Origin of the sequence: Microcoleus sp. C2D2 (assembly GCF_036702495.1) — a bacterium.
Classification (GTDB): Bacteria; Cyanobacteriota; Cyanobacteriia; order Cyanobacteriales; family Microcoleaceae; genus Microcoleus.
This window is the reverse complement of the sequence record NZ_JAUBTO010000092.1, coordinates 1-24,004: the sequence shown is the minus strand read 5'-3', so window position 1 is coordinate 24,004 and position 24,004 is coordinate 1. Positions and strand designations below refer to the sequence as shown.

Annotated in this window: 19 protein-coding genes; 13 read left to right on the top strand and 6 right to left on the bottom strand. The window is 46.0% G+C overall.

What is annotated here, in order from left to right:
* Positions 1-228: 228 nt before the first annotated feature.
* The gene (locus QUB61_RS25160) at positions 229-1,725 is read right to left on the bottom strand and encodes a glycosyl hydrolase family 57 (RefSeq protein ID WP_333132851.1); all 1,497 of its coding nucleotides are present in this window, start codon (positions 1,723-1,725) and stop codon (positions 229-231) included.
* Positions 1,726-1,905: 180 nt separating this feature from the next.
* On the opposite strand from QUB61_RS25160, the gene QUB61_RS25155 reads away from it, so the two are divergent.
* The 4 genes from QUB61_RS25155 to QUB61_RS25140 all read left to right on the top strand — a co-directional run bounded on the left by QUB61_RS25155 (position 1,906) and on the right by QUB61_RS25140 (position 5,277).
* Positions 1,906-2,478 carry a hypothetical protein gene (locus QUB61_RS25155; protein WP_333132852.1) on the top strand — a complete coding sequence of 191 codons (573 nt, stop codon included), beginning with the start codon at positions 1,906-1,908 and terminating at the stop codon, positions 2,476-2,478.
* 73 nt (positions 2,479-2,551) lie between these two features.
* On the top strand, positions 2,552-2,773 hold the full coding sequence (locus tag QUB61_RS25150; protein WP_333132853.1) for a hypothetical protein: 222 nt from the start codon (positions 2,552-2,554) through the stop codon (positions 2,771-2,773).
* A 436-nt stretch (positions 2,774-3,209) separates the two neighbouring features.
* Positions 3,210-4,685: a glycogen synthase GlgA gene (gene glgA, locus QUB61_RS25145; RefSeq protein WP_333132854.1), complete on the top strand. Its 1,476-nt coding sequence runs from the start codon at positions 3,210-3,212 to the stop codon at positions 4,683-4,685.
* Between the two features lie 220 nt (positions 4,686-4,905).
* The gene (locus QUB61_RS25140) at positions 4,906-5,277 is read left to right on the top strand and encodes a DUF4342 domain-containing protein (protein ID WP_333132855.1); all 372 of its coding nucleotides are present in this window, start codon (positions 4,906-4,908) and stop codon (positions 5,275-5,277) included.
* A gap of 86 nt (positions 5,278-5,363) precedes the next feature.
* Here QUB61_RS25140 and QUB61_RS25135 read toward each other — a convergent pair whose 3' ends face one another.
* The 3 genes from QUB61_RS25135 to QUB61_RS25125 form a co-directional block, all read right to left on the bottom strand.
* On the bottom strand, positions 5,364-6,695 hold the full coding sequence (locus QUB61_RS25135; RefSeq protein WP_333132856.1) for a serine hydrolase: 1,332 nt from the start codon (positions 6,693-6,695) through the stop codon (positions 5,364-5,366).
* A 286-nt stretch (positions 6,696-6,981) separates the two neighbouring features.
* Positions 6,982-7,320 carry a hypothetical protein gene (locus QUB61_RS25130; protein WP_333132857.1) on the bottom strand — a complete coding sequence of 113 codons (339 nt, stop codon included), beginning with the start codon at positions 7,318-7,320 and terminating at the stop codon, positions 6,982-6,984.
* Between the two features lie 31 nt (positions 7,321-7,351).
* Complete coding sequence (locus tag QUB61_RS25125; RefSeq protein WP_333132858.1) at positions 7,352-7,525, bottom strand: hypothetical protein; 174 nt, start codon at positions 7,523-7,525, stop codon at positions 7,352-7,354.
* A gap of 276 nt (positions 7,526-7,801) precedes the next feature.
* On the opposite strand from QUB61_RS25125, the gene QUB61_RS25120 reads away from it, so the two are divergent.
* The 4 genes from QUB61_RS25120 to QUB61_RS25105 all read left to right on the top strand — a co-directional run bounded on the left by QUB61_RS25120 (position 7,802) and on the right by QUB61_RS25105 (position 11,477).
* Positions 7,802-9,667 (top strand): AAA-like domain-containing protein, encoded by a 1,866-nt coding sequence (locus QUB61_RS25120; RefSeq protein WP_333132859.1) that lies wholly within the window; start codon positions 7,802-7,804, stop codon positions 9,665-9,667.
* Positions 9,668-9,783: 116 nt separating this feature from the next.
* The gene (locus QUB61_RS25115) at positions 9,784-10,329 is read left to right on the top strand and encodes a hypothetical protein (protein ID WP_333132860.1); all 546 of its coding nucleotides are present in this window, start codon (positions 9,784-9,786) and stop codon (positions 10,327-10,329) included.
* A 3-nt stretch (positions 10,330-10,332) separates the two neighbouring features.
* Positions 10,333-10,575: a hypothetical protein gene (locus tag QUB61_RS25110; protein WP_333190165.1), complete on the top strand. Its 243-nt coding sequence runs from the start codon at positions 10,333-10,335 to the stop codon at positions 10,573-10,575.
* A gap of 614 nt (positions 10,576-11,189) precedes the next feature.
* Positions 11,190-11,477 carry a S1 RNA-binding domain-containing protein gene (locus QUB61_RS25105; protein WP_333132862.1) on the top strand — a complete coding sequence of 96 codons (288 nt, stop codon included), beginning with the start codon at positions 11,190-11,192 and terminating at the stop codon, positions 11,475-11,477.
* Between the two features lie 38 nt (positions 11,478-11,515).
* Here the strand turns inward: QUB61_RS25105 and QUB61_RS25100 are convergent, their stop codons facing one another.
* Positions 11,516-12,304: a 5-formyltetrahydrofolate cyclo-ligase gene (locus QUB61_RS25100; protein WP_333132863.1), complete on the bottom strand. Its 789-nt coding sequence runs from the start codon at positions 12,302-12,304 to the stop codon at positions 11,516-11,518.
* Between the two features lie 253 nt (positions 12,305-12,557).
* Between QUB61_RS25100 and QUB61_RS25095 the strand changes: the two genes are divergently transcribed.
* Entirely contained in the window at positions 12,558-15,419 is a 2,862-nt protein-coding gene (locus tag QUB61_RS25095; RefSeq protein WP_333132864.1) for an AAA-like domain-containing protein, read from the top strand.
* A 76-nt stretch (positions 15,420-15,495) separates the two neighbouring features.
* Here the strand turns inward: QUB61_RS25095 and QUB61_RS25090 are convergent, their stop codons facing one another.
* Positions 15,496-15,960 carry a COP23 domain-containing protein gene (locus QUB61_RS25090; RefSeq protein WP_333132865.1) on the bottom strand — a complete coding sequence of 155 codons (465 nt, stop codon included), beginning with the start codon at positions 15,958-15,960 and terminating at the stop codon, positions 15,496-15,498.
* A 343-nt stretch (positions 15,961-16,303) separates the two neighbouring features.
* Between QUB61_RS25090 and QUB61_RS25085 the strand changes: the two genes are divergently transcribed.
* The 4 genes from QUB61_RS25085 (at position 16,304) to sixA (ending at position 23,606) form a co-directional block, all read left to right on the top strand.
* Positions 16,304-16,801, top strand: coding sequence for an HNH endonuclease (locus QUB61_RS25085; protein WP_333132866.1), 498 nt, complete (start codon positions 16,304-16,306; stop codon positions 16,799-16,801).
* Between the two features lie 240 nt (positions 16,802-17,041).
* Positions 17,042-18,316, top strand: a complete 1,275-nt coding sequence (locus tag QUB61_RS25080) for a bifunctional oligoribonuclease/PAP phosphatase NrnA (protein ID WP_333132867.1) — start codon at positions 17,042-17,044, stop codon at positions 18,314-18,316.
* A gap of 1,080 nt (positions 18,317-19,396) precedes the next feature.
* Complete coding sequence (locus QUB61_RS25075) at positions 19,397-23,041, top strand: diguanylate cyclase domain-containing protein (protein WP_333132868.1); 3,645 nt, start codon at positions 19,397-19,399, stop codon at positions 23,039-23,041.
* 70 nt (positions 23,042-23,111) lie between these two features.
* Positions 23,112-23,606: a phosphohistidine phosphatase SixA gene (sixA, locus tag QUB61_RS25070; protein WP_333132869.1), complete on the top strand. Its 495-nt coding sequence runs from the start codon at positions 23,112-23,114 to the stop codon at positions 23,604-23,606.
* Positions 23,607-24,004: the final 398 nt, after the last annotated feature.

Here is a 24,004-nt window from a genome sequence, read left to right as displayed (position 1 = left end):
AGCTCCTAGAACAGACTGGCTTGGCAATAGATTTAAGATAAAATCTTGACTTCTGTAGCTAAAAAGTTTCAATGGATACTGTTTTTTATCGAGTTTCCTCTAAAATGCGAGGCAATCAGCGAATATACGGTTGAGATGAAATCCGGGTGCACTGGAATTATTTGTTTGTAAAATTGGGTAAAATTCGCAGTTGCGTTTTTTTCGCCACATCGCAACTGCGAACTTTTCTTACTTCATTAAAGCAGCGCCGCGGTTGTAAATTTCGCGGGCGTAATCAGTCCAAGTTCCCTGTCCCCAATAGCGGAAACAGCTTGTTTGTAGCAACAAGTTGTAAAGCAAAGCTTGCTGGTATTCAAACTGCTTGGTAACGGTCGCATCTTGCTGCAACAGCGGGTCGTATTTTCTGTGAAATGCAGCGCTGAGTAGATTCATGGGTTCCAAGACATTTTCGTAGCCTTTGACCCAACTCAAATCGTTAGTCCAAGAAGCACCATCCATGTGAAAATTATGGTCTGTTTGCTTGAGTTGGGCGATCGCACTTTCCACTTTTTCCGGCGTCGCACTATCAGCATCGACTAGGTGCCAGATTTTGTGCTGGTTAATCCCCTGACAAATCGGATAATCATCAGGATTAACCCCCGCCGCTTCAATTATCTCCAAATATTCAGTGCCGTTTAAACCGACAACGCCGGATTTTCCGCCGCCTTGTTCGCGGTTTTCGTGCCAAGCTTTGACAAAGGCGCTGGGAAATTCATTCATCATGACGCCGCCATTTTCGCCGTCGGCAATTTGAGTAACTAAAGAAGGAACTGTGACCTTGCCAATTTGCTGTTTATTGCGTCCTTTTGCTTCGTAATAAGGTTGCATTTGACCGACCAATTTCGTATCTGAACCTTGGGTTTTAATCAAAGCAGTAATACTGATTGTTTCGCCGCGCGAATTGCGGGCTACTAAACGGTTGGGAATATATTTTTGGTCTTGCGACAATCCCGAACCGTCGGGATTTTCTACTGAATGTTCCTGCACCATCAGCCAGCGATAGCCGCATTCTTTCAAAGCTTTGATGTATTCGTAAAGTGTATCTGGGTGATTGGGAAAGTGCATTTCTGGGGGGGAAAAACCTTTAACGCGCTTGAGGGCATCTATGCCAAAAATGGCTGCAAAATGATGTTGCCATGCTTGAATTTGGAGTTTGATATCGGGAATGGGAGTTGAGGGAATGACGGCGTGACTCCACATTGTCCCCAGCCATTCTACGTGAGGTTGATATTGAGTATCGCAGGTAATCCGCTTGAGATTGTCGAAGATATCGTCGCGTCCCATTTGGCGCAATCCCCACAATAAATTGCCCGAATAGTCGAGCATAATTCGCGGGTTGCAGCCTTCGGCAATCAGTTGGGGAATGAATTCTCCCATGCGGGAATAGCACCAAGCAAAGACTCCGGCGTTGTGATTGTCTCCTTGGTTGGGATTTTCAAACATATGCTGGAGATTGCTGATTAGTTCGCCGTTTGCACCGGCAGGAATTGTGGGTTGGTGCATGTGGAGGGCGCAGGCAAATCCGGCTTGAATATTTTCGAGGCGCAGATTTGTGGTAGGTAGAAAGACTGGTTCGTTGCTATTGGCTGCGGCATTAATTTCTGCTTCGGAGCCGCAAATATTGGGTAATCCTGAGTTGATTTCTTGTAAAATGGGTGAATTGGGAGATTGTGCGATCGCAGGCATAAATTTTTCTCAATAATTGTGGAGGAACCGTGTCTGCTATTGCTAAGATAGCTAGATAATTTAACAGTAGCAGATGATGTCGGCAAAAGATAAATTTCACAAGATAAGTCCGGGAGGGCGGAAACCGCAAATCCTGGGTAAAATGTTTAAGACATTTCACGTAAATAGGCGAGGTAAATTATGAAATACGAAATCAAGGTTTTGGAACCAACGGATTTGTGGTATGTCCAAAATAACATCAATCCTGAAACCAATAAGTTTTACCATCCCACTAAGAATATTCCGTTTGTTCAACAAGTAGAAATTAACTTGAACAATTCGGGAGTGATAATTCAAAAAGGCGCGCTGCATTGGTGTATGGGGAAATTGACTTGGGGTGTTTATAAAACGGATAACCGTTTGAAAGATATGTGGGTATCTTTGACAACGGAAATGGACTACAACGCTCCCGTATATCAAGGGACTGGTACGGTGAAACTCGAACCGAGACAAAAAGGGTATTTCCTGCATTATACGCCGATCGAGCTTTTGGATGCCCAGCAGTGGGAGTTTGATGACGGTATATTTCAGTTTTGTTCGGACAATGTAGTTATCGGTGCTAAAAAACTGAAATTCCGACAAGTAGCTGGTTCTACTGACCAAGAATTTCTTGATGGTACAAGCCCCTGGATTTATCCGTGGAATCAATCCAAAATCGAAAATCGAAAATCCTCAAGCCCCCGCATTTATCCGTGGGGTCAATCTAAAATCTAAAATCTAAAATCTAAAATCGATTGACGGTAGGTGGAGAATTGCTGTTACAGCTTTGCGCGAGCAAAAAGCTACTGTGGTAGCAGCTACAAGTTCACCGGCTAAGATTGTCGAACTAAAACAAGGTGAAACTTTGATAGCTGATTGCGATTTAGTAAAAGGATTTACCAAGGGGATTGAAGAAGATTATCGAAAATTAGGTCATTTTGGCAAAGGCGGCGGAGAGGGTTATGTTTGGTTTTATCAGGGGAAAGGTAAATTATTAGTATGTGAAAATGATGGTATGGGTTTGGGTTGAGTTGTTTCATCGCTACAAAAGATTCGCTCGATATTCGGAACACGATACAAATGGCCAGTGACTTCAAAAGTAGCGGGGAAACGGCAGTGCCTATAGTTATTAACTTAACTTCAAAAAACAGTCTTTGGTCGCTCTAATGAGCCTCTATATCTCCCGGCGCCCCCCAAATCGTTGGGGGGATGCGAGGGGGATCGAGACTCGGGTATAAATGAGAGATACAAAAGTTTTTAGGCGATTTTTGAGACGATGAAAGGCAGTGCGGTGTCCCTACTGTATTTTAAGCAACAGTGCGATCGCCCGAATCTGCCCCAACATCCGCTAGCTGCGCGTATCTCCCTGTATTCCCAATGGCCTACTTGCTTATTTGGCGATAAATCATATACTTTGTCAAGTTAAGAAAATATTTTTTTGATTCATCCAGGAGCGAGAAAAAAAAATGTACATTGTACAAATTGCCTCGGAGTGCGCCCCAGTCATCAAAGCAGGGGGTTTGGGTGACGTAGTTTACGGCTTGAGTCGGGAGTTACAGAATTCCGGTCACTGCGTCGAGATTATTCTACCCAAGTACGACTGCATGAGGTACGACCACATTTGGGGACTTCACGAGGCCTACCGGGATCTGGCTGTGCCCTGGTATGGCGGCGAAATCCTCTGTGATGTCTTGTGCGGATGGGTGCACGGGCAGTTGTGTTTTTTCATCGAACCTCGCTCTCTTGATAACTTTTTTAATCGCGGCTGTTATTACGGCTGCAATGACGACAATATGCGGTTTGCATTTTTCAGCAAAGCCGCTTTGGAATTTTTGCTCAGAAGCAACAAGCGTCCCGAGGTGATTCACTGTCACGATTGGCAAACTGGTTTGGTTCCAGTCATGCTGTTTGAAGTTTACAAATACAATTGGATGGAAAATCAGCGAGTCTGCTATACCATTCACAATTTCAAACATCAAGGGATGGGAGGAATTGATATTTTGCAAGCAACGGGTTTGAATCGACAGGATTATTATTTTGAGTACGATCGCCTGCGAGATAATTTTAACCCTTTTGCCCTCAACTTTATGAAAGGCGGCATTGTGTACTCGAACTTTGTCACCACGGTGTCGCCGCACCACGCTTGGGAAGCTCACCTCGGCGAGTTCGGCTACGGTTTGGGCCACACTTTGCACTTATATCAAGAGAAGTTTCGCGGGGTGCTCAACGGCATTGATTACGATGTATGGAATCCCGAGACCGATCGCTACATTCCGGCTCATTACACTCAGGAGGATTTGGCAGGAAAAGCCCAAACTAAAAAAGCATTGCGCGATCGGCTGTTACTGCGCGATGCTGACAAGCCTATTATTACCTTTATCGGTCGTTTGGACGACCAAAAAGGCGTTCATCTCGTCCACCATGCAATTTATTACTCTCTGAGTAAGGGAGCGCAATTCGTGCTTTTGGGTTCCGCGACGGAAGCGGGAATTAACGCGCATTTCCAGCACGAAAGACAGTTTTTAAATGATAATCCAGACTGCCATTTAGAACTAGGTTTTAATGAGGAACTCTCGCACTTAATTTACGCGGGTGGGGATATGATTGTGGTTCCCAGCAATTACGAACCCTGCGGGCTGACTCAGATGATCGGGTTGAGGTACGGCACTGTTCCTGTGGTGCGGGGAGTTGGCGGTTTGGTGAATACTGTGTTCGATCGAGATTACGACACCCGCCACCTCCCGGAAGAACGCAACGGTTACGTGTTTTACCAAAGCGACTACGGCGCTTTAGAGTCGGCGCTCGATCGCGCGATCGGATTGTGGTATGACTACCATGATGAATTTGAAAAACTGATGATTCAAGGCATGAATTGCGATAATTCGTGGAAATATCCAGCTAAAGACTATGTGGAAATTTACGAGCTAATTCGACATAAATAATCAGTAGGGGCGGGTTTTCCCAGAGATATTTTCTCTACCTTTAGGAAGAGATAAACCCGCCCTTATCTAACCAGACAGAGATAATGTTTTGAGTAAAAAGGCGGGGGTGGAAAGTACGAATGCAGATTGTAGGGTTTCCTTGCCTGTCGTTCTCAAGTACGATCGCCGAAGATAAGAGTATAGAAATTAAACGGCTGGTTTTGACCCGCCCTTACAAAAAATGAACTCACAACTAGAACAACAAGTAACGATTATGCAAGACAAAACACCAGCCGCCGGATCTTCAGCAAACCCAACAGTTGAAACTCCTTTATTCACCTCAGAATTTGCAACAGAGGAAAAAGTCAGAGTGGAAGAATTTAAGATTAGCGGCGACAGTATAATTGGTAAAGTCAAAGAACTAATTCAGCAAGGAAAACTCCGCCACCTCGTCATCAAAAACTCGCAAGGGCGGACTTTGGCAGACATTCCGCTGATGGCAGCATTGGTAGGCGGCGTTGCAGGATCGGTAGTCTTTCCAATTGCTGCTGTACTTGCTACAGTTGGGGCAGTTGCGGCTCATTTGACTGTAGCTGTCGAGCGCAAAGAATAGTCATTAGTCATTAAAAATTTTCTCTTCAAGTCCGCGAAGGCGGACTTTTTTTGTTTAGTAGCGATTTCAATCGCCGAATTGTCTTATCAACGTAAATTATCCGGTACTTTCGCCGCAGGTTGGTCTAAATAATTGTAAACAATCCGCGAAATCCGACGCACAAAATCTCTCACAATCGGGTCATTGTAAGGACGTTTGACAAAGATTGCCGCTAAATAACGCTTACCGTTGGGCATATCTATAATTCCCGCATCGCCAACCACAAAGCCGATATCTCCGGTTTTGTCAGCAATAACTGCACCCGGGCCCAAACCGGAAGGCAAAAGCGTTCTAGTTGTTGTACGCCGCAATAATTCTAAAGCCTGTTCTCGACTCGATTCAGAAACTAATTTATCGCGAGACAGCATCGCCAGCAACTTTACCATATCCACAGAACTTGTGGTATTTGTTCCTTGAAAATCGCCTAGCCAATTGCGAATTCTCGTATCAGTTAATCCCCAACTGCGAAAACGCTCGTTGAGTTTAGCAATTCCCCCCAAACGTTCAATAATCATGTTGGTGGCTGTATTGTCGCTGATGGTAATCATTTTATCTACGGTTTCTCTGATGCTAAACCGAGTGCCATTTGGTCTGTCTTGCATAGTTCCAGAACCGCTGGCTACTAAGTCGGACTTCATAACTAATGTTTCGTCTAGGCTAACTTTGCCTGCGTCTACATCTTGATAAAAAGCAATCAGAATCGGTAGTTTGATGGTACTCGCGGCCGGAAATACTCGATCGCCCTTGATATCCAAATAGTTGCCTGTATCTAAATCCAGAAAAAACATTCCGGCGCTGAGGGATCTATACTGTTCGATTGCACTTTCGATTTGAGGCTTGATTGCGCTCATTTCGTAACCTGTTCGCATCTCCAAATCAGCGGCATAATTTCTCGGAGTTGCTGAAGAAACAGTTGGCGTAACTTGACCTGGTTTTTGTTCTATCCGGGTAATAGCTGTTGGTTGAAAAATTTCGTTGCCCGCTATTTGCTCGGGATTCGGCAACTGAAACGACCAGCGAGTGGAAGATTCTCTAATGACTCGGACTTTTTGCGGGTCTAACTTATAACCGGGAGTTAATTGTATCACTAACCTGGTAGTTTCGGTGTCAAACTGCCCGACTCTAATTTGTTGAATAGCTGAGTTGTAACTTTGAGGAGTTTCGGGATATTCCAAGACTATTCCCGGTAAATCAATTACTAAGCGGGTGGGATTGGCGATTAGTTTGACGGACGGCTGAACTCCTGAATCTGTTGTTAAATTGAGTTGGTTTTGGCTGGCATCGAAGTGCCAAGATGTTAGTGTATCAGCTTTTGCAGGCAGGGCGACCGACAAAACACTAATTAAAGCAGGCAACAGCCATCGCAGTTTTGGAGTCATGTTTGAAGAGAAAGAGTTTAACGGCGGCAACGAGAAAGCGGCGGTAACAGTGTTCTCAACCGCTTTCGAGGCGAACCACATAGTATCATACAGTCAACTTTGGCTCGCAGCCGTAATTTTTATTATTTTATTTGAGAATATTTGGTTTTCGGGGCTTATATCAAATCCGGTGCTATTACCCCTTTTTCTTCCAGTCTCGCGCAGGGGGACGAAAGTTTGTGTAGCCGTAAATTCTCTTCGGCGAGTTCTTGTTTTATCGGCGCTAATTGTATTCGCCTTAGGTGAATTAAAGTTGTGCGAGATCCCGATTTCTAGCATCTTCGAGCGAGTCGATCGCGGCTTTGAGAAACACTTTTCCTTTAGCAACAAATCGGCGATCGCTCAAAGGATCGTAAGCTTCCCAATTACCGCTAACTTCGCGATCGCGCCACAAAAACCAGCAGCGGTAGATTTCCCCGCTATCTATATCATCGCACAAAGCCAGCCAATCATCCCCCGTGAGATCGCTGGCATCTAATGCTACCAATTCAACCCACGCAAGTGCAGTACAAGCATCGATCGCCTCAGCATCAACCAAGTCAGATTTTGCCGCGGTAGCTGTAGGTGAGTAAAGTGTAGATTTCATAATTTCTTCCTAATTAAATGAATGAATTGGACTATTTATTGAACGGGCTAGGTAATGCAACTGACCCAACTCCCTCTTGATTAATTTCTGCGCCCTCAAATTTTGCAGTAGCTGATGCTTCTGTTAAATTATTAAGTGTATTAATTGTGGAAATGGCGGCGGTTCCTAAAGCTGCCATTGCCAGCCTGTGTAAGATTTTGCTCATTTTGCTGCTCCTTTTTTGCTGGGTGTATCTACTCTAAAAAGTTAAGCGGTCATTAGCGGGGGAGATTGGGGAGTTAAGAAAAATTTGTGCTCCTAATATATCTTCAACAGTTGAAGCCGTTATCCGGAAAGAGTTTCAGGAGTCGATCGCCAAAAAAAACTCTGGTCGTATAATTTCTTAAATTCCGGCTGGCTGACTATCTCCCTTAAAATCGCCTAAAATAGGAACTTAAGGCGTTAAAGTTCCTAGATTCCTTTCCCTTTCAGTGCAAGCGAAGTGCTTAAGTCAAAACGCGATCGCGGTCGCATTCTCACTGCCTCTGGCTTAAAGAAACTTAACGAGGCGCTCCAAGAATGGTCAGACCGATATAACATTAGAGGTACTCTGACTGAAATCGAGGCTGAGTCTGGCGTCGGTGCCGATACAGTCAGCAAAATTAAGCAGGGTAGAGAAGGTGCGGATTTGAGTAAAATTCGGCAGTTGTTCGCGGCTTTTGAGATGACTCTGGCGAATGGCGACCACCGATCGGCTAAACTTGAGGAAGCGGAAAATTTTGACGAGCCCGAAAATTGGCCGGCTGCGGGGGAAACAGCGACCAGCAGCAGAATTGTTAAAATATTTGTCAGTTATCGCAGCGCAGAACCCGATCGCGAGTTGGGAAAACAGTTAGAAACGGCCTTAAGCGCGATCGGTCATACAGTTTTCACAGCCGAAAATAACATTAGATTGGGAGATAATTGGTTTGACCGCATTAATTTCTTCCTCCAAGAATGCGATTATTTGCTGCTACTGTTGCCGCCAACGGGAAACCAAAGCGAACTACTAACATATCAAGTTCAGCAAGCAAAAGAACTACAAGACTCCCGCCCAGACAGAAAACCCATAATTCTCCCCATCCGCGTCGGCTTTCCCCTGAACGCGCCTCTAAATCACGACTTGCGGGGCTATCTGTACCGCATCAAACAGAGGGAATGGAAAACCACCGCCGACACTCCAATTATTATCGAAGAAGTTGTGAATTTGCTCGCCGAAAAACCCGGATCAGTCACAGAACAAACGGAAGATTTAACACAAAAACAGCTATTAGAAATTAGCAGCGACGAAATACCTCTACCCGCCGCCGAACCCGAATTACCGGGAGGACAAGTCGATGTCGCTTCTCAATTTTATGTAGAACGCCCGCCCATCGAAGAACGCTGCTATCAAACTATTGTGCAGCCCAGCGCGTTAATTAGAATCAAAGCACCGAGACAAATGGGCAAAACTTCCTTGATGGCAAGAATTTTGCATCACGGAGCCCGTCAAGGTTATTGCACCGTGCCCCTAACTTTTCAGTTAGTAGATAAAGGCGTATTTGCCAACTTAGATAAATTCTTAAAGTGGTTTTGCGCTTACGTCGGCCGCGAGTTGCACTTACCCAATCAATTAGACGATTATTGGGACGAGATTTTTGGCAGCAAAGTCAACTGCAAAGATTACTTTGAAAAATATATTTTACCGCAAATCGACAGTCCTTTAATTTTAGGATTAGACGAGATCGATCGCGTTTTTCAATATCCCGACATTGCCGAAGACTTTTTAGGACTGCTGCGGGCGTGGCACGAAGAATCGAAGCGGCGCGACATCTGGAAAAAACTGCGATTAATTGTAGTTCACTCCACCGAAGTTTACATCCCGATGAACATCAATCAATCGCCTTTCAACGTCGGACTGCCCGTAGATTTGCCCGAATTCAACTCTCAGCAAATACAAGATTTAGCAGCGCGCCACAACTTGAATTGGTCGGATGCAGAAGTTGAAAAATTGATGGCAATTGTCGGCGGTCATCCGTATTTAGTGCGAGTTGCATTATATCACATTTCGCGTTCGGATTTGACACTAGATGAATTAAAAGAAACTGCGATCGCAGATGCGGGAATTTACAGCGACCATTTGCGCCGGCAATTGTGGAATTTAGAAGAATATCCAGAGTTGGCGCAGGGGATGAGAGAGATTGTGGCGGCGGATTCTCCGGTGCAATTAAAGGCAATGCAGGCGTTTAAATTAGACAGTTTGGGGTTGGTGAAATTGCATGGTAACGAGTGCGTGCCGAGATGCGAACTGTATCGACAATATTTTAAAACTAATTGGGGAGTTAATTAATTGTAGATTTTAGCTCGTTAATGACCTAGAATCAGCAGTAGGGGGAAACAGCAGCACAAATAGCGCAAAGAGCGATCCGGCTTTCCCCTGTGCAGTATCAACGTAAAATAGGATCGATGATTGAAGAAAACGTCACCCTGAGAAAGTCTCTTGACTTAGATAAATTAATTCCACTTCTGCCACAAGCAGAAGATATTAACTACTGGCGCGAGCTCAACCCCAATTCAACTATTTCCGAGCGACAATTTGAAGGCTTTTCAGAAGTGTCGGGAATCCAAAAAGCAGAAATTGACGAGTACAGGCTGCAACTGCGAGAAGAAGGCTATTTCCAAACACCTAGCGTAATACCTGCTGCTACTATTCAGGAGATGCGCGACTGTATAGAAAATGTCCGAAAAGCAGGGTTTCCGACAATGTTTGCCCTCGTCTACGATATCTTCTATCAAGCATTTGGTTACTTTAACTCAACCTTGACAGGAATTTTGGGAAACGGCAACAAGCTAGTTCCAAATTTTTGGGTTTATTACATAGAAACTTCTGACAGCGGCAAAGGATTTGAGCCTCACCGCGACGCCGAGTACGAAAATACTGTAGACTCCAACGGTATGCCGACAGTGCTTACACTCTGGGTGACAATTACTGAGGCCAATCCCCTCAATTGATGTATGTACATGATTCCGGCAAACCGCGCTCCCGAGTATGCTGAAGCCATCAAAAATCTCAAGACAAAAGCTACTAAATTTGCCTTGGAAGATATCCGGGCTTTACCTACACAAGCTGCTACTCTATCGTGCTGGAATCAATACGTTTTTCACTGGGGAAGCCACAGCAGCAGTCGGGCTAAATCGCCTCGAATTAGCTATGCCGTATATTGTCAGCGAGGGATATTCCACCAGTTGATGATGTGATTGTCGATATCCCCTCAGTGCTTGATTTCCCAACGCGGTTATCTCTGATTTGCAGAGGTTTGTATAGCTATTCTTACGCCTGTTTACAGCCATCCCCACAGGTAGAAGCACTGTTAAATTTCTTGACGAAGCATACGGCAAATCTGAAAAAAACTTAATATAATTTTCCCAAAAAGCCAGTCATCTCAATAGCGGTTCCATCGGAATGATTTAACCGCAGAGGACGCAGAGTACGCAGAGTCTCCAGAAGAGAGAGATGGGGATAACTAACGAGGATTTGGTATAATTTATGTAATTAATAATCAGGTGAATGATACCCATGAACGATATTTTTTTGATAACTTCCGATAATTGGCTAGATTGGATAACCGTGTTTGGTTATCTAGGTTTTACTGCTTTCATTGCATGGCGCGTGTTCACCACAAAGTAGATAGATTATGAAATTACCTTCTTCCTCTTCTTCTTCTTTCTTACTTTGCGTCCTTCGCGCCTTCGCGGTTCGTTTAACTTGTAGGCTGCGTCAGACAAAGTTTTAGTTAGGGCGATTATTCAAAGTTTAGGATCTGACGCACCTTACTAATTAAATGATGCAAGTAGGAGGCTTATAAAATAAAATGATTGACCAGCAATCATGGGACAAAATAAAAGAGTCTCTAAAAGTTGCAACTAAATTGAAAGGAGTAGTCACCCATCATTTTGCTTTTGGGATATTCGTTGCCCTTCCAGGGATAAAGTTTACGGGTATTGTTCAAATCCCAGATTTCAAAGATGAAGGTAATATGACTCCATCTGATTATCCAGCAGTTGGTTCATCAGTTGATGTAGTCGTGCTTGCATTCAAGGAAACGGGACAACAAATTTGGTTAGGGATGAAGCCAAGCCAGTTGAATCAGTCAAAATAATTGGGAGTGATAAATTGAAAGAACTACCGCTCTTTTCTTTAGTCCGCGGAGGCGGACTTCGTTTGACAAGGAGCGATTTCAATCGCCGAGTCTCTCAATTTTTGCAAAATTGGAATTTGTTCCAACTGTTCCGGCCGTATACTATCCCAGTTTAACCCAATTGGACGCGGATAACTTGTATTAGTCTCAATTACCTTCTCAGCAGTAACAATCCAATTCAGCGCCCAATCGTGAGCTTGCATTGGTAAACGCAAATCTTCGACTATTTGCAAAGGATGCACTGTTGTGACAATTGGCGTATCGATTTGTACTAACCCGAATTCCTGCAACATCGCCAATTCCAAATCGGCAAATCCTGCACCTTTCCCGGTTCTTCCACCGCCCGGCCCTGCTGCTACGCAGCCGACTATTACTAAATCAATCGGCTCCATTTCTGCAAAACTTACCAATTTTCCGCAAGCGAGTGCTTTGCGGGCGATCGCACTTTCGTCAATTGATATATTTTGCCTCTGCAAATCCTCAGCAGTTAACTCAACAAAACAGCGATCGTCTGTCAAGCGCGGTACTGCCATATACAGCAGTTTTCCCTCCTGCAAAGCCCGCATCCGCACCGGAATTTGCGCCGAATCGGGATTGCACTTAATCGTTTTTGCTTGTTGCCATCTTGGTAAATTTGCCAATCTTTCGGCCGCCACCTGTGCACCGACAAAGTTGGGAATATGACCAAACGGATCGCCAATAGATGCCGCTTGCTGCTTCAGCAAAGACCAAATTTCAGCTCTTAACTGGTCTTTGTCGTGGTTGTATCCAGTCCAATCAGTTTTCATGCTGTAAGAAGAAGGAAGAAGGAAGAAGGAAGAAGGAAGAAGGAAGAAGGAAGAAGGAAGAAGGAAGAAGGGAAAATGCTCATATAGCAACTTTTTTAGCCATTTGTATCTGATATTTAATTAAGTATATTCATTTATTGTGGTACAATTAATCATACAAAATTATAATAACAACTCGATTCTTTAGTCTCTTAGAGAGGGACTTCGTTTGACTCTTGAGCGGTTTAAACCGCCGAATGTTCTTTTTTATTTTATGAATTTTACCACAAAACCCAGTTACTATCAAGTCGGCGGCAGTCTCACCAATAACGCTCCGAATTATGTGAAGCGGCAAGCAGACGACGACCTTTATAACGGATTGAAAGCCGGGGAATTTTGTTATGTTTTGAATTCCCGGCAAATGGGCAAATCTAGCTTGCAGGTGCGGACAATTCAGCGGCTGAGAAATGAAGGAATTGCTTGTGCTGCGATCGACATTTCGGAAATTGGCAACCGCGGCGTCACTCCCGAACAGTGGTATGCTGGTTTGCTGCGCATTCTCGAAAATAACTTTAACCTGTCGGATATTGTCAACGTGCGGACTTGGTGGCGCGATCGCAATTTTTTAACCCCGGTTCAAAGATTGAGCGAATTCATCGAAACCGTACTGTTAACCAACATTTCCAGCAATATTGTCATTTTTATTGACGAAATCGACAGCATTCTCGCCCTAGATTTTCCCGCCGACGATTTTTTAGCGCTAATTAGATCGTGCTACAACAAGCGCGCCAACAATTCAGAGTTCGATCGCCTAACTTGGGCCCTCTTAGGCGTAGCATCGCCGACGGATTTGTGCCGCGAGCAAAATGCCAGCAGCAATACCCCTTTTAATATTGGCAAGGCGATCGAATTAACTGGTTTTGACGAAACAGAAGCTCAACCGCTAGCAGCGGGGTTGGCAGAGCTGACAGACAGCTCTCAGGAAGTTTTGACAGAAGTATTGTATTGGACTGGCGGGCAACCCTTCCTCACTCAAAAGCTGTGCAAACTCCTGCTGGAAAACCCACAATTAATGCCTAATTTACCCCCCCCAGCCCCCCCTTGCCAAGGGGGGGAGAAAGAGCCAGCGGCGCCTAATTTACCCCCCCCAGCCCCCCCTTGCCAAGGGGGGGAGAAAGAGCCAGCAGCGCCTTGCCAAGGGGGGGAAGATCCAGCGGCGCCTTGCCAAGGGGGGGAAAAAGATCAAATTGACACTTCTAAAGAGTGGGTTGAGAAGGTAGTGCGCTTGAAAATCGTGGAGAATTGGGAAACTCAAGATGTGCCCGAACATTTGTCCACAATTCGCGATCGGCTTTTCAAAGAAAACCAGCGCATTGTCAGGAGACTCGGATTGTATCAGCAAATTTTAGAGCAAGCTGAAATTGTCCCCGATGGCAGTGCCGAACAAATGGAACTACGATTGAGCGGATTAATCGTTAAGCGCGTGGAAAAATTAACAATTTCTAATCCTATTTATGAAGCTGTATTTAACAAAGAGTTAATTGAACAAAAATTAGAAAAACTCTCCCCTTACTCGGAAGCTATCAAACTCTGGCTAAATTCTAGCTGTGAAGATGACTCCCAACTGTTGCGAGGGGATAGTTTGCAGTCAGCATTAGTTTGGGCGGCAGGAAAAAGTTTGAGAAACGAAGATTTTCAGTTTTTGACGGCCAGCCAGAAAGTTATTTTGAGCGAGCAAAATCAACTGCTGCATTTAGCTACACTAGAAACCAAAAAAGCTGTGTGTGATAGCGAAAAAGCTTTGATGGAAGCTGAATCTGCCAAACAAAAAGCCAAACAGTGGATCGGCATCGGTTCTGCAATACTGGCAGCATCCTTAGTGGGGGCGATCGGCTTTTCAATTCTCGCTTACCAGCGGTTTAGACTAGCACAAGCAAGTATTGAAATCGAACAAAATGGCAGCGATGCTTTACTGTTTGCGGTATCTCAAAAGACCGAAAACAGCGAAGCTTTATCAGAAGCTTTACTGAGGGCGATCGCCTCGGGGAAAAAATTAAAAACCTTGGTTGAAAACCAACATAAGCTAGAACAGTATCCGGCAACTAGACCCCTGTTAGCCTTACAAATAATTCTTGATAAAATTAGCAAAGCACAGCAGATAAACACATCATTACTTCCGAAAAAAAAGATAAATTGGCAAGCTCATAAAGGTGCAGTTACCAGCGTCAGTTTTAGCCCAAACAGGCAAATATTAGCAACCGCAGGAATAGACGATAAAGTTCGGATTTGGAACTTTTCCGGGCAAAAAATTGCTGAATGGAAAGCTTTGCAGCAGTCAGTTAATATGGTAAACTTTAGCCCGGACGGTAAATTTTTAGCGACCGCAGGAAGAAACAGCACAGTTAAATTATGGAATTTATCAGGTAAAAATATTTCTCAATTAAAAGGAATTCAAGGCGCGGTTACCAGCATCAGTTTTAGTCCCGAAGGAAAGCTGTTAGCTGCGGCAGGAATAGATAGCAATGCAGCAATTTGGAACTTGTCAAAACTGCCAAAATTAATATCGTCTAGCGTGCAAATACCTGGTCACAAGGGCTTAGTGAGAAGCGTAAATTTTAGCCCGAGGGGCGATTTTTTAACGACTTTAGATGGGCAATCTACAGTGCGAATTTGGAATTTGTCGGGAAAGCTGAAAAAAATACTGCCCCTTCAGGCAATTGGGATCAGTTTTAGTCCGGCTCCACACCAGTATCGCTTTGCTACAGTAACATTGAATGGCAAAGTCGGGCTGTGGAATCTGTCAGAAAAAGCATTAGTTAAGGAATTTCAAACCTTGCATTTTGATGCGAAATCAATTAGTTTTAGTCCTGACGGAGAACGGCTTGCTACAGTGGGAATTGACAAGACAGTGCGGCTGTGGAATTTAGCGGGGCGGCAGGTTGCTCAATTTGAGTTTGAGGAGAATGTTGTTAGTGTCAGTTGGAGTGGAGACGGAAAGCAAATTGCTGTAGCTGGAAGCAACGGCACTGTCTGGCTGAGGCAGGTTGAAGGGTTAGAAGAATTGCTGAAGCAAAGCTGCAATTTTTTCACCAGTCAACCGAAGTATGTTACAAGAGTTTCAACTCTCTGCAAATAGGGACTTAGCCTGGACTGTGTCCTGTCAATAATCTGCAAGTAGGACTTAGGCTCAGTCCTGTCCCTACTGATGACTATCAATTTACCTTAACCGGCGAAACACTTACATTAGGATTTTTGACTTTTCTTAAGAGTTCTTGTCGGGCTTGTTCGGGATTTTGCCCTTTGGGTACTTGATATAATAATCTACAGGAACCGTCTTGAGAATTAGCTGCACAAATAATTAGTTGACCGCTGGGAGATGCACCTGATGTGATAATATTCTCCCAGTTGCCTTGCGGTTGCGAGTTGTTGAGAATTCCAGAGACTCGGGTGCACCGAGTAATCGCATCTTCTCCGGATTCATTGAAATAGTTATCAGCTAGCCACAGAATAACGGGAATATTTTTGCCTTGTTGGACAGCAATTGTAGCTGGGCGGCCGCCAGCAGCGCCGCAGAAGAATGAAGGCGTTTGGGCAAAGGCGGGACTGCTTGCTAAAATCGGAGCAACAAGGGCAATAATTGACGCGCTAAAAGCTGACTTTAAGAGCCGAAATTCCATGAGCAGTAATAAGCTTTTTCATTTAAGGTTACTAATACTCTAAAAAGTTAGGCTGCTTTTTGCCGGGAAGATTAGGCATTTAGGGAAAAAAATAAAATTTATTCTGCAAATTTTTGCCATCGCACACTGGCCTCATCCAGGCCAAAACTCAGGGAAAAATGCTCGCTGACAAACACCGACTGCACAAAATAGGTGCAGCCACAGGGGGCGCAGGCGCGAAGGTATAGGGTAAAGGTGCGGTTTTTCACCGTTTTTTGCGCGATCCTTGCTCTTGGCGATCGCGCCCCACCTAAATGGGAACCTGTGTTACTATCGGGAAAAATATTCTCTTTAATAATCAACGATGGGCAATGTTCTGGTGCTGAACGCCTCCTACGAACCCCTTAACATCACCAATTGGCGAAGGGCGGTAGTTTTGTTGCTGAAAGGAAAAGCAGAACAGGTAGAACACAACGGGAAATTTATTGCGCCAAATTTCCCGCTACCAACTGTGATCAGACTACGGCATTACGTCCGAGTTCCCTATAAGGATATTCCGCTTACGCGCCGGAACATCTTGCACCGGGACGCGCACTCTTGTCAATACTGCAGTTATACCGGGGACGATTTGACGCTGGATCACGTGATTCCCCGATCGCGCGGAGGAGGCGACACTTGGGAAAACCTCGTCACCGCCTGCGTGCGCTGCAATGTCAATAAAGGCAGCCGCACGCCAAAAGAAGCGGGAATGCCGCTGCGCTATCCGCCGAGGAAACCTCACAGCGGTCTTTATTTTGAAGTGACTAAACACGTTAAGAGCGGTATGCACAAAGAATGGCAAAAATATGTAATAGGCCTCTAAAACCCCTGTCAGCGCAAGCGCGGGGGTTTTTTGCGGAGGTTCTGATTTCTGAGATTGCTTCGTTCCTGGCAACGCACACTCTCTGCATGAGTTAAAAACTTAAACATAGAATTTACGCTCTTAAATCCGGTTTCTCGTAAGAAGTATTGGCTTTGACAACGAGGCCTCTACAAAGAATCGGGGTTTAAGAGCGAATGTCGCGCAAACCCTCAAGAGTTAAATTGTTAATTTTTAGCAACGATGAAAGACCATTCCCTCACCAATTCCGATGGAGTATCTGGCAACCGCAAAGTTGAGTTTGATTCCAGCAGCGAGGTTGTAGCCGAAGTGAGTGCGCCTGGGAAACGGCGCAGCAAAGCCGAAGTTGCTTCCGAAGACAATCGCGGCCGTCTCCGCGAGGAATTGCACGATCGCAAAGTCGAGCAGTTGCGCCAGATGTTCGATCGGCACAAAGGCACTCGCCAGCTAATCTTGCTGCAAGATTTTCCAGACCCCGATGCACTTTCAAGCGCTTGGACTTACAAATTAATCGCCGAACAGTACGATATCCAATGCGAGATTATCTACGCCGGCGCCCTCAGCCACCAAGAAAATATTGCCTTAGTTAAATTGACAGGGTTGCCGTTGCAGCGGTGGACGCTGGAAACAGTAAAAACTAAGGATTTGTCGGTGTTTCAGGGCTGCGCTTTCATCGACAACCAAGGGACGACTTGTAGCTTAACCGAGTTTATTTTAGCGGCTGGAGTTCCGATCGCCTCCGTCATCGATCACCACAATTTGCAGGGGGAAATGAACGCAGAATTTATCGATTTGCGCCCTCAAATCCGCGCTACAGCCACGATTTTTGCCGAGTATTTACAGGCTGGACTGCTAGTTCTCGACAGCAGCGTCAGCCTGCACGTCAAGTGCGCTACAGCTTTGATGCACGGTTTGCGATCGGATACGATCGCCCTCAGACAAGCTCAGGAGGAGGACTTTTTAGCTGCGGCTTATTTGAGCCGGTTTTACGACCCGCAGTTGCTGAATGCAGTGTTACAGTCGTCTCGTTCTAAGTGGGTGATGGACGCGATCGAGCGATCGCTCAAACACCGCACCGTCCAGAACAATTTTTCGATTGCCGGCATCGGCTACCTCCGCTATGACGATCGGGATTCTATTCCCCAAGCGGCGGACTTTTTAGTAACAGAAGAGAACGTACATACAGCCGTTGTTTACGCAATTGTTCACGACAAAGATGAGGAGATTGAAGTAGTAATTGGCTCGCTGCGAACTAATAAACTTACTCTCGACCCCGACGAATTTATTAAAGAAGCCTTCGGCCAAGATGCTCAAGGACGCTTTTTTGGCGGTGGCCGAAGTCAAGCAGGAGGTTTTGAAATTCCGGTGGGATTTCTTTCCGCCGGGAATGAGAACAGCGATTATGCAAGGCTGAAATGGGAAGTATTCGATGCTCAGATCAAGCAAAAGTTGCTGAATTTAATTAGTCCTAAAGACAATCCTGTTTACGATCATTAACTGTGGAGTTTGTAGATGCGGTCTGTCTTCCAGCAAGAGCCTGGGTTCTGCCTCGGATTGCTACGAGGTTTGGCCGCGTTTTTTTTCTCGTTTCGAGCCAAATCTCAACTTTACAATCAGTCATCGACGCACTCTAACTCTCATCAACCGGACTTTTGAAACTCGGCGCGATCGCATTTCTGCTTTCGTGCAGCATTGGGTTGTGCAATTGCAATCGTGGGATTAGAGTCAGCGTTGAGAATTAGGAATGATATCAAATCTGTTAGCATGGGAATTCTTCATATATCTCTTCTCTTTATCTGCGTGAATCTGCGTCAATCCCTTCTCATCTGCGGTCAATACATTCTCTTTTTTAAACCGCAGATACAGGCAGATAAACACAGATTAACGCAGATTAATTAGATCGATTCCGGTTGCTGTTTAACTCTTATTGAGGGTTTGAAGGAAGAAAGGGGGTTAAAAAACCCGGTTGCTCCGTCCAGGACTAATATCGTTTACGGTTGTTTCGGAATGATTTAACCGCAGAGGGCGCAGAGGGCGCAGAGGAAGAGAAGAGAGAGATGAATACAGGACGATCCCAGCGGATTTGATATAACAATAATAAATGTTATCCCAATTTCCCAAAAATACACACCCAAGAAACTGTTTTTTTTACTCTTGTCAAGGGATGAAACGCGTCTTTTGGTAAAAACCCCAGGTTTTGGGGAAAACTTAGTTTTATCTAGTTTACTAAAGTCCACCACATAATTATTAAGATTTAATAATTATAGAGGCTGATTTTTTTGATTTTTCCTATAATTTAGTTAAAAAAATCACAAATATTTCTAGTTGATGCCGGAGAACTTCGATAAGTTTTTAGAAAAAAGCGCCGTACAATAAGCAAAATAGAGAGGGAAAAACATAATTTTTTGGCTGAGTCACATAAAAAAGGAATTGTAGCAGTTAAAAAAAGTCTTTATCCAAAGATAAAATGTGGTTTCGTTTCTCAACCAAAAACCAGTTGCTACGAATTAATACAAATTATTATATTTATTTTTCGCGGGCTAGAATAGTAGAAAATTGCTTGACAAAAAAAGAAACATGGAGTTGTCTACAAAACAGATTTTCTCTGGGTCGTTAGAGAAAATCATAGAAAAAGTTTCAGAAATTGCACTTCAACTCAATGAGTTCGGGGATCTGGAGACAATTTTGCAATGTGCGGTAGAAGAAACCAGGGTGCTGCTGCAAGCCGATCGCGTGATAATTTATCGCTTCCTACCGCATAGAGATGGCGTAGTATTTGCTGAATCGGTTGATGCCCAGTGGCCGCAAATCCTAGGAAAACAGATTTACGATCCTTGCTTTGAAGCCACCTGGGTAGAGCGTTACAGCCAGGGACAAAAGAGCAGCATTTGCGATCTTCACAGCCACCATCTTCAAGCTTGTGATGTCGAATTGCTCGATCGCATCCAGGTTCAGGCAAATGTAGTTGTGCCAATTTTGCTAGATGGCAAACAGCAGCAATCTCCGAAGCTTTGGGGACTGTTGATTGCTCATCAATGCCAAAGTCCGCGTCAGTGGGAACCTCTCGACGTTCAGATCCTGCAACACGTTGCAGTGCAGCTTGGGTTGAGGATGCGGCACCTGGAATCTCACCGCCCGGTGATGCCTTTCAATCAACCGCCGGAACTCGAAACAGAACCAAATCAAACTGCGATTAACAAAGAAAGCGCGCCAAGAGTCAATCATCAAAATTGCCTGCAACCAGAGTTTGCGTGTTCCCTGAGCGGGGGTATTGTCCACCTCAGAGCCTTTGACTTGTTGCAAAACCCGATCTGGATATTTGATATTGAGCATTGGCAAGTGTGGTGGGCCAACCCAGCCGCCTTGTACCTGTGGAATGCTTCGACGCAGCAGCAGCTCATAAGTCGCAACTTTAGCGATATGTCAGAGTCTACTCGGATTCGCTGGCAGATCAATCTACAGCAGTTTGAGCAAGGCAAAACCTTCCCCGAACAGTGGAAGTTTTACCCGGGCGGTGAGCCTGTTTCTGTCCGCTGTCGGTGCTCTGGCATCAGGATTGACAGCGGGCGTTTGGCAATGCTGGTCGAGGGTACGGTCGAAACCGCCGATCGAATCGAGCCGGAAACCCTGCGATCGATCGAGGCACTCCGACACACCACGCTGATGGTTTCGCTGTACACCCTCGAAGGTGTGCCGCTGCTGCAAAACCCGGCGGCCTTGCGCTGTTATGGGGATATCCAGCCGCCTCACTCTGCGACAGACAATGCTTTTGTGAGCCGCTTTGTTGACTCTCAGGTAGGAGAGCGAGCAATGGCAGTTCTTAAGTCCGGTGAGGTCTTTAGCACCGACGCTCAAGTGATTACTCTGGCGGGAATTCGCTGGCACGGGATAGACGTGCGGTGTACCAACGACCCGGTAACAGGCAAGCCGATGTTGGTCGTGAACGAAAAGGATATTACCGACCGCCAGCAGACAAAAACAGCCCTGCAAAAGAGTGAAACCCGGTTCTCAGAAGCCCAGCGGGTTGCCCGGATCGGTAGCTGGGAATTTGACGCGATCGCCGGTACAATTACCTGGTCTCCCGAACTATTCGAGATTATGGGACGATCCAGGGCACTGGGCGAACCTACCTATGAAGAACACCTAGGGCTTTACCATCCCGAAAGTGCCCAACAGCTAGACATGGTAGTTCAACGAACGCTCGCTCGCGGAGAGCCTTATCTATTGCGGCTCAGAGTCGTGCACCCGAATGGTTCTATCCGCCATACCGAAGCCAGAGCACAGGCCGAACTCAATGCAGAGGGACAAGTCATTCGGTTGTTTGGTACATCCCAAGACATTACGGATCTTGTCCAGGCCGAAACAGAACTCAGAGAAATGAGTATAGCCCTTGCTAATGCCGTCGAAGGCATCTCGCGGCTGGATATTTTCGGACGGTATATCACCGTTAATCAAGCCTACGGCAATATAGTGGGTTATCAACCTGAAGAAATGGTTGGTATGAATTGGCAGAAAACAGTTCATCCAGAAGATATCGACATGATGAGGGCGGCTTATCAAAAAATGCTAGCCCAGGGTCGAGTCGAGGTTGAGGCCCGCGGTATCCGAAAAGATGGCTCGATTTGTTACAAGCAATTGGTGATGTTGGCAGCCTACGACTCGCAGGAGCGAGCGATCGGGCATCACTGCTTTATGAAGGATATCACCGCTCGCAAGCAAGCAGAAGCAGCATTACAACAAGAGTTCCAGCGTCTGGCTGGGGTGATTGCCACCCAACAGGAAATCGCCATCGGCAATCCCAATCTCGATGCAGTCATGGCCGTGATTGCACAGAGGACTCAAGATTTGACCCGCGCCGATGGCGCAGTGATTGAAATCCTGGAAGGGGAGGAATTGGTGTATCGGGCAGCCAGCGGTATCGTCACCGCCTATGTTGGATTACGGCTCAAAGTAGGGACAAGTTTATCGGGAAAATGTATTGCGACCGGCCAAATCAGGCTTTGCGACGATTCAGAAACCGATGCACGGGTGGATCGGGCTGCCTGTCAGCGTATTGGTCTCCGGTCAATGGTGGTTGTTCCGTTGTTTTATCAAAAAGATCGGGTTGGTGTCTTGAAAGTTGTTTCAGCGACACCCTCTAGCTTTACAGAGTCAGATATCCAGACCTTACAACTGATGGCTGGGTTTCTGGCAAGCAGCCTGCATCTGGCTTCAGAGTTTGATGCCAAAAACGTTCTCCTGAGTCAATTGCTCGAAAGCGAGGCACGGTATCGTTCTGTGATTGCGAGCATGGCAGAAGGCGTCGTACTCCAGCTAGCAGACGGACAAATTACTGCCTGCAATGCGAGTGCCGAAAGGATTCTCGGGCTGACGGCCGAACAAATGATGGGGCGCACATCCGTAGATTTAGACTGGCGAACCGTTCGGGAGGATGGCGAACCGTTCCCGGGCCAACAGCATCCGGCAACGATCGCCCTAAAGACGGGAAAACCGCTATCAAATGTGGTGATGGGCGTTCACAAACCGGATAAAACCCTGACTTGGATTTCGATGAATTCGCAGCCGCTGTTCCATCTCAATCAGTCTCAACCCTATGCAGTAGTGACGACTTTTGCTGATATTACAGAACGCAAGCAGGCTCTTGAGATGCTCAGACACCGGGCGGAACAAGAAAGATTAATTGCTACGACAGATGGGTTAACACAAGTAGCAAACCGCCGCTGTTTTGATGAGCGATTGCACTCGGAATGGGACCGACTGATGCAGGGCGAACAACAGCTTTCGTTGATTATGTTGGATGTAGATTATTTCAAGCGATATAACGATTTCTACGGACATCAAGCTGGGGATACTTGTTTGGTGAAAGTCGCCAAAGCCGCAGCGGCAGGGGTTAAACGTTCTACCGATTTGTTTGTGCGCTATGGGGGCGAAGAATTCGCTGCTATCCTGCCGAATACGGATGCTGCAGGGGCGATCGCGGTTGCTGAGTCGATCCGAGAGGCAATCCGAGATTTGGCAATCCCTCACGAGCAATCTGATGTCAGCTCGATCGTGACTGTGAGCATGGGAATTGCTACCATCGTTCCCTGCTGCGAAAAATCGCCGCAGGAACTGATCGTCGCATCCGATCGAGCATTGTACGAGGCGAAGCGACAAGGGCGCGATCGCTACAGATGCGCCAACGAGATGACAGCGCCAGATTTCAATACAGTTGTAGAATAGGCAAAAGATGTCGATCGCGCCAAACTTCACCCATAAGTTCGATCGCACAGCGATAAAAAGGACTGCCACAGTGCATTTATATCTGATCCGCCACGGTATCGCAGCCGAGCCCGAAGAATACGATACAGACTCTGAACGCCCGCTGACTAAAGAGGGCGAGCGTAAAACCCGGAAAATCGCCCAGCGGCTGTACGAACTCGAAATTCAGTTTGACCTGATTCTCACCAGTCCCCTGCGGCGGGCCCAGCAAACCGCCCAAATCCTGCAAACAGTCGGTTTGAGTTCCAAAATAGAAGAATCCGGCGCCCTCGCACCTTCAGGAGACATCGGGAAGTGGCTGGAGTGGTACAAACAGTGGCAGGAAATAGGTAGCCGACCCTTGGCCCTGGTGGGCCACCAACCAGACTTAGGCCACTGGGCAGAAACTTTGCTTTGGGCTCGATCGCAAGATGCCCTGATTCTCAAAAAAGCAGGTATCATCGGCTTAATCCTCCCGGAAACCGGCTCCCCAGTGGGCCGCAGCCAAATGTTTTGGCTAACTGCGCCCAAGTTTTTGCTGCGCTAGAAACAGCGAACGGCCCCGACATTAACAGGACGCGCCAGCTCTCTTAAACCCGCAGTCTCGGACGGCGAAACCGGGAAAAACCGGCGAAAATACGCAGCTGTGCGATCGGACCCGCGTGTGGAAAAACCCGGTTTCTGAAGCGCAATTAAAGGATAATTTGTCAAGACTGTGACACTATCTTGGTTTCTGCTAATGTACTTTTAGCTTAGTCGCGGGAAGCCCCGCGCCAAACATGGTACGACCTGGAGCGACGGGATGTTCGCTGTGCGAGTCAAGGGGTTCGATGCCCCGCCGACTTTGCAAATAATCTATGCCACCACCCTATTATTTATCATGTTCTGTAAACCGTGTTAACATAATGGAATGTTAAAAGCAGTCAAGGTCAGACTTTACCCCAC